3 protein-coding genes and 1 pseudogene are annotated in these 5,206 nt (G+C 60.3%); 1 reads left to right on the top strand and 3 read right to left on the bottom strand.

Annotated elements, in window-relative coordinates; genetic code table 11:
- Nucleotides 1-197: 197 nt before the first annotated feature.
- From K5Q19_RS06250 to K5Q19_RS06240, 3 genes are all read right to left on the bottom strand, one after another.
- Nucleotides 198-407 carry a hypothetical protein gene (locus K5Q19_RS06250; RefSeq protein ID WP_066114840.1) on the bottom strand — a complete coding sequence of 70 codons (210 nt, stop codon included), beginning with the start codon at nucleotides 405-407 and terminating at the stop codon, nucleotides 198-200.
- 135 nt (nucleotides 408-542) lie between these two features.
- Entirely contained in the window at nucleotides 543-3,617 is a 3,075-nt protein-coding gene (locus K5Q19_RS06245) for an SMC family ATPase (RefSeq protein ID WP_066114837.1), read from the bottom strand.
- Entirely contained in the window at nucleotides 3,614-4,759 is a 1,146-nt protein-coding gene (locus tag K5Q19_RS06240) for an exonuclease SbcCD subunit D (RefSeq protein ID WP_066114836.1), read from the bottom strand. Before K5Q19_RS06240 ends, K5Q19_RS06245 begins: the two co-directional genes overlap by 4 nt.
- Before the next feature lie 73 nt (nucleotides 4,760-4,832).
- On the opposite strand from K5Q19_RS06240, the pseudogene K5Q19_RS06235 reads away from it, so the two are divergent.
- Nucleotides 4,833-5,206, top strand: a pseudogene (locus tag K5Q19_RS06235) (hypothetical protein); the annotation flags it as partial.

Here is a 5,206-nt window from a genome sequence, read left to right as displayed (position 1 = left end):
CAATCCGCGCCTTTCCCTGAAGCCTCGGCGAGAAGGCGTGGATCGGGCTCAAGGGGTACACCGTCGCCCCGGATCACCGCGCGGCGCAGATGCTCGATATCGGCATCTGCACTCTTGGCGAGCTTCTCGATCGCGGTCCGATAGAGCTGGTCGATTCCGTTGGGCATCGCTGAAGGATAGCAGCGAAGGGTGGATCATCAACCGCTTGCTGGCCATTCGCCCCCGTTGAGCTCCTTCACCAATTCAGCAATCCGCTTCCATTCAATTGCGGTTTCATCGAAGGGATCATGCGTCAGAATTCGTGCGCAAGCAGCGTCGATCTGTTCAGCATCGACAGGAATGCTAGCATCCGCCCGATATGCTTCAATGGCGGCGAGCAAGCGCTTGAAATCCTCGTAGTGCCCCATCAAAGCTCCCGCTCAAAACTGATTCAAATCTAGGCCGATAATCTTCAAACTGTCGAGCCATTTTGCAGATTATCGAAGGCTTCGCATGTCGTTACTTCGCTGTACTGCAAGGCAAAACCATTGCCGATTGCCCAATTAGGCAGTCCTGACCGTGATCTGGCTTCCGTTTGTCCCTTTGTGGACAGTGAAACCGTTGGGAACTGCCTGCTGAACCAAAGGCACGTGCGAGATAAGTCCGACCGCGCGCCGTTCGCCCACGATATTCTGGAGCACCTGCAGCACCTGATCGAGTGTGCCGGCGTCGTTATCCGTGTCGAGGCTGCCGAAACCTTCATCGATGAAAATGGTGTCGAGCCTGATCGCGCCATTGGTCATCTCGACGATGTCGGAGAGGCCGAGTGCCAGGGATAGGGCGGCAATGAAGGTCTCGCCGCCCGAAAGCGTGATGATCTCACGGGCGCGGCCGGTCTCGATATCGTGGACGCGAACATCCAGACCCCGCTTTGACCGTCCTCCGATGCTCTCGGTATCACGCTCGAACCGATATCGGCCGCTGGTCATCGGATCGAGGCGCAGGTTCGCCGCTTCGAGAACCTGATCGAACATCGCACCGATGGCGAATGTTTCGAGACTGGTTCGCGTCTCGTTCTGACCGTCGAAGGCTTCCGCAAGACCCCGCAGCGCCCCTGTGGACTGCTCAAGGGCTTGAAGGTTCTCAAGCTGGTCTGCCAAGCTTGCCCGAAGATCGACAAGCGATTGGTGCTTCTGCTGAGCAGCAGCGCTTTGCGTCACGGCATCGTCTGATGCGGCCTGTGCTTGAACGCAGCTCAGACGGTAGGGCTCTAGGCTTTGCCGCTGCGCGTTGCCGACCGCATTTCTTGCCATTGTGTCGCGCGCGCGTGCTTCGGCAAGGGCGGTGTCAAAGCCCGCGATTGCCTTTTCCAGCGCGGGGATCTCGGTAATATCAGGGATCGCCGCACGATAGTCTGCTTCGGCCATCCCTAACTCAACAAGGCGGGCTTCGAACGCGGTCTTCTTCGCCGTAAGGTCGATCTCGGCATCGCTGATCGCGGTCGTGGCGCTTTGCAGTGCGGCTGCCGCTTTGATGGCAACGGCATCTAGCTCGCGCTGCTTCGCGTCGGCATCGGCGAGGGCCTGCCTCCGACCGCTCAGGTCTGTGGTGGCGGCATCGATTACGGTCTGCAGATCCTCTTGCTGGCGCAGGTTTTCAGGGACGGATGAAATCCGCTCGTCGTAGGCTTGGCGGGCCAGTGCCTCGGCAGTCTTGGCCTCTCCGTGCGCGTCGCGAGCTTGCTGGAGGGTCTCTGTCGCTGCCAGCTTGCGTTTGCGTGCGTCATCCAATTGCTGGGCGAGAAGACCGATATCAATATCCGGGCCCAACGCATGGATCTGGGTAAGGACGTGCTGCAAATCGCCCTCGAGTTCGATCACAGCGCGCTTCGGCTCGGTGTGTCCCTCCAGAGCCGCCCGTTTTGCCTCGAGTGTGGCACGGGCCGAGCTGGCAGCCGCTTGGGCCTCGCGGTCGGCTTTGGATGCGGCCGCCGCTGCGCCCTGAGCATCTCGCCACGCCTTTTCGAGCGCGCTCGCATCACCAGAACCATGCGCAGGTTCGGGGTGATCGCTTGCGCCGCAAACCGGGCAGGGCTGCCCATTCTGCAACCTCTGGGCAAGGACGCTAGCCTGCGCTGCAATAAAGGCTTGTTCGTGCGCCTCAGCTGCAGCCACGGCCTCGGCATGGCGAGACTGTGCTTCCTGGGCGATAGCCGCTGCTTTGGCATAAACGTCTTGTGATGATTCCACCGCACGCGCTGCCTTTGCAAAGGCCTGCGCCGCGTCGAGCTCGCTGTTCAAACCGTCGCGAGTTCCATTCAGCTTCTGCCGCTCAAGAGCACTGGCTTGGGCGGCACCGAGGGCGGACTCTTTCTCTTCGCAGAGGTCAGAAGCCTGCGTCTCAGCATCAGCCGCTAGGGAATGAGCCTTTCTCGCCCGCTCCAGCACTACCACGGCCGTTTCAAGATCAGCCTGACGCTCGGCCGAATCCACCAGAACCTGCTTATGGCGGTTCAGCTGGTCGATATTGCGCGCGAGGTCCTCGATCTCATGCTCGCGTGAGCGAAGATCGCGCAGTGTCGCACTCGCCAACGATAGAGCATCGCTTGCTTGGCGCGCTGCAATTTCAGCGTTGGCGTGTGCTTGAATTGCTGTGTTGTAGCGCTTCTGGGCATCGGCAACGCTGGCGTCGAGATCCGACATGCGTCGTGCCAGCTCCGCCCGGGATTTGCGAGTTCGAATCGTCTCGAAAGTCTGGCCCTGTGCTTCGAGTTGCTTGAGCGCAGCAGAGGCAGCCTCTACCTCGGCAAAGCGCTTTTCCTGTTCTTCAGCGGCTGCATAAGCCTTGTTGGCCAAGGCGAGCACGCCCGCTGTTTCAGAGACTGCCAGCTGAGCAAATTCGTACCGTTCAAGTGCTGATGCGATGCCGTCGGTGAGCTCGTCCGAGCTGGCGAAGCCCTCGAGCTGAAGACGGCGCCCGTGAAGGCGATAGCCATCTTCGATCTCGCGCCTGATGTTCGCGGCGTCCGCTTTGAGCTTTTCCGTGAGCCGGCGGTAGAGCGATACGTCGAACAGCTCCCGGAGAATCGCGAGCCGGTCTTTGCTGTTCGACACCAGGAATCGCTCAAACCTGCCTTGCGGCAACAGGACGATCTGGCGGAACTGTTGTGCGCCATAGCCGAGAAGACCTTCGACATGGCTGAGGACAGCGCTAACTTTCCGCTCAGCAAGCGGTACTCCGCAGCAGTCCGGACCGACATCGTCAATTGCGACGTCCGATACATCGAACAGCCAGGCAGCGTGTGGCTGCATGGTGTGACCCTCGCCTCGTGCCTTTGGCCGGGCCTGATCAGGTTGCCGCCTGACGTAGTATCGCTTGGCTCCCAATTCGAATTGCAGGCTGACTTCGGTCAGGAGATCCTCAGGCGCGAAGTCGGACCGCATGGTCCCGATGCCTTGTTCCTCCTTGGCCCCTTCGCCAAACAGGGCGAAGGAAATCGCGCTGAAGATCGATGACTTGCCTGATCCGGTGGGGCCGTAGATCCCGAAAAGGCCGGCGTCCGTCGCTTCGCGAAAATCGATCGCTTCGGCGCCGCCATAGGGACCGAATGCGCTGAGGGTGAGCTTGATCGGTCTCATTGGTCCCCCTCCAGCGTCGCGAACGATCGCAGCGCGGCAGCCACGATCTGCCCTTCATCGTCTGAAAGCGGCTCACTACGGACAAATTCGAGGAATGCGGAGGAAAGCGTCTGCGGGTCATCAATAGCTGCGCGCTGTTCTTCGAGGCGCTGCTCTACTGGCCGCTCGTTGCGCTCGTAGGAGAGTTGAACGGCATTGGGATAGAAGGCCCTGATCCTTTTCATCGGATCGATTTGCAGGGTTTCGTCCGTGAGAACGACGCGGACGATGTCGTTGGACACCTCGGTGGTCGCTAGCAGTTCGAGCAGCTTGCCCCGAATGGCTCTCACTTGACGTAGCGGTTTCAAGGGAATTTCGGTGACCGTTGCAGCGCCGTCGGCCGCAAGGTCAATCAGGCTGACCGACTTCTGCTGGCCCTCCTCATCGAAGCCGAATGCGAGCGGCGCTCCGGAATAGCGGATGTGGTGCTGTCCGACTGGTTGCGGGCGGTGGAGGTGCCCAAGGGCCACGTAGTGCGCCCCTTCGAAGGCCGCCGCCGATACGGTCTCAATCCCGCCGACCATTCGCGTCAGGGGGCGCTCGCTTTCGCTGGTCGCGGCGCCGTCGACAAAGGCATGGGCCACCACAACCCATCGCATTCCCTCGGCTACGTACCTGCGAGCGCTCGCAAGCTGGGCCCGGATGACGTCCGCAGGGCAGGCGATGGCGTCGTCTTCGAAGCACAGGCGCGCGGCATATTCGAAGGCAAAAGGCAGAGCTGAAATGGCCACCGGTCCATGGTCGTCGGCAATCACAAGCGGACGCTCATCTTCATCCAGTGGTCCGCGCACAATCGCCGCACCGCCATCCGCAAGCACGCCCATCGCACCGATCTGCGCTGCGGAATCGTGGTTGCCTGCAATGATGACAATTGCCGCGTCGGAGGTTGCGCGTACCGTGGTCAGGAACTGCGAGAGGCGGGTGATCGCGCTTTGGGGAGGATTAGCCCGATCGAAAATGTCGCCAGCAATGATCACGACATTAGGCCGATGATCATCGATGATTGCAAGGATCTGGACGAGGATATGGTCGTGGTCATCATCGAGGGACAGGCCATGGAATTGGCGGCCCAGATGCCAGTCGCTGGTGTGCAAGATGCGCATTAATGTGTCCTCGAATCCAAGTGCATATAATTTTTATATAGACGAGGCGGGGGCAGTCAAGTAGGGTTCGGGCATGGACGATCCTGCCCTCAAGCCTGCGATGCTTGCCCGCTTGGTCTATCTCGACCGGGTTCTAACGTGGCGCGGGCAGGTGAACCGCAAGGACCTCATTGAGCGCTTCGGCATATCGTCTCCTCAGGCGGCAATTGATCTGAGGGAGTATCTCGAGCGGGTTGCAGAGCCGAAGCCCCGCTACGACACAGTACGAAAGTGCTACGTCGCCGACTCTCATCATCGCGGCCTGCCGTTTGTCGAGGATGTAGGCTCACCGGATGAGTTTATCGGCCACTTCGCGACGGAGGGCTTTTCCGTTCTGCCTTCGCCTGTTCGGCAGTGCCCCCCACTCGTGATGCGGCGTCTCTGGCAGGCAATCGAGCAGCGCCAGAA

Origin of the sequence: Novosphingobium sp. (genome assembly GCF_019748365.1) — a bacterium.
Lineage (GTDB): Bacteria > Pseudomonadota > Alphaproteobacteria > Sphingomonadales > Sphingomonadaceae > Novosphingobium.
Note: the sequence above shows the minus strand (reverse complement) of the source record. Positions and strands in the feature narration are given on the sequence as shown.

Coding starts and splice junctions, on each gene's coding strand:
- K5Q19_RS06250 (WP_066114840.1), bottom strand. CDS start 407: ATGGGGCACTACGAGGATTTCAAGCGCTTGCTCGCCGCCATTGAAGCA.
- K5Q19_RS06245 (WP_066114837.1), bottom strand. CDS start 3,617: ATGAGACCGATCAAGCTCACCCTCAGCGCATTCGGTCCCTATGGCGGC.
- K5Q19_RS06240 (WP_066114836.1), bottom strand. CDS start 4,759: ATGCGCATCTTGCACACCAGCGACTGGCATCTGGGCCGCCAATTCCAT.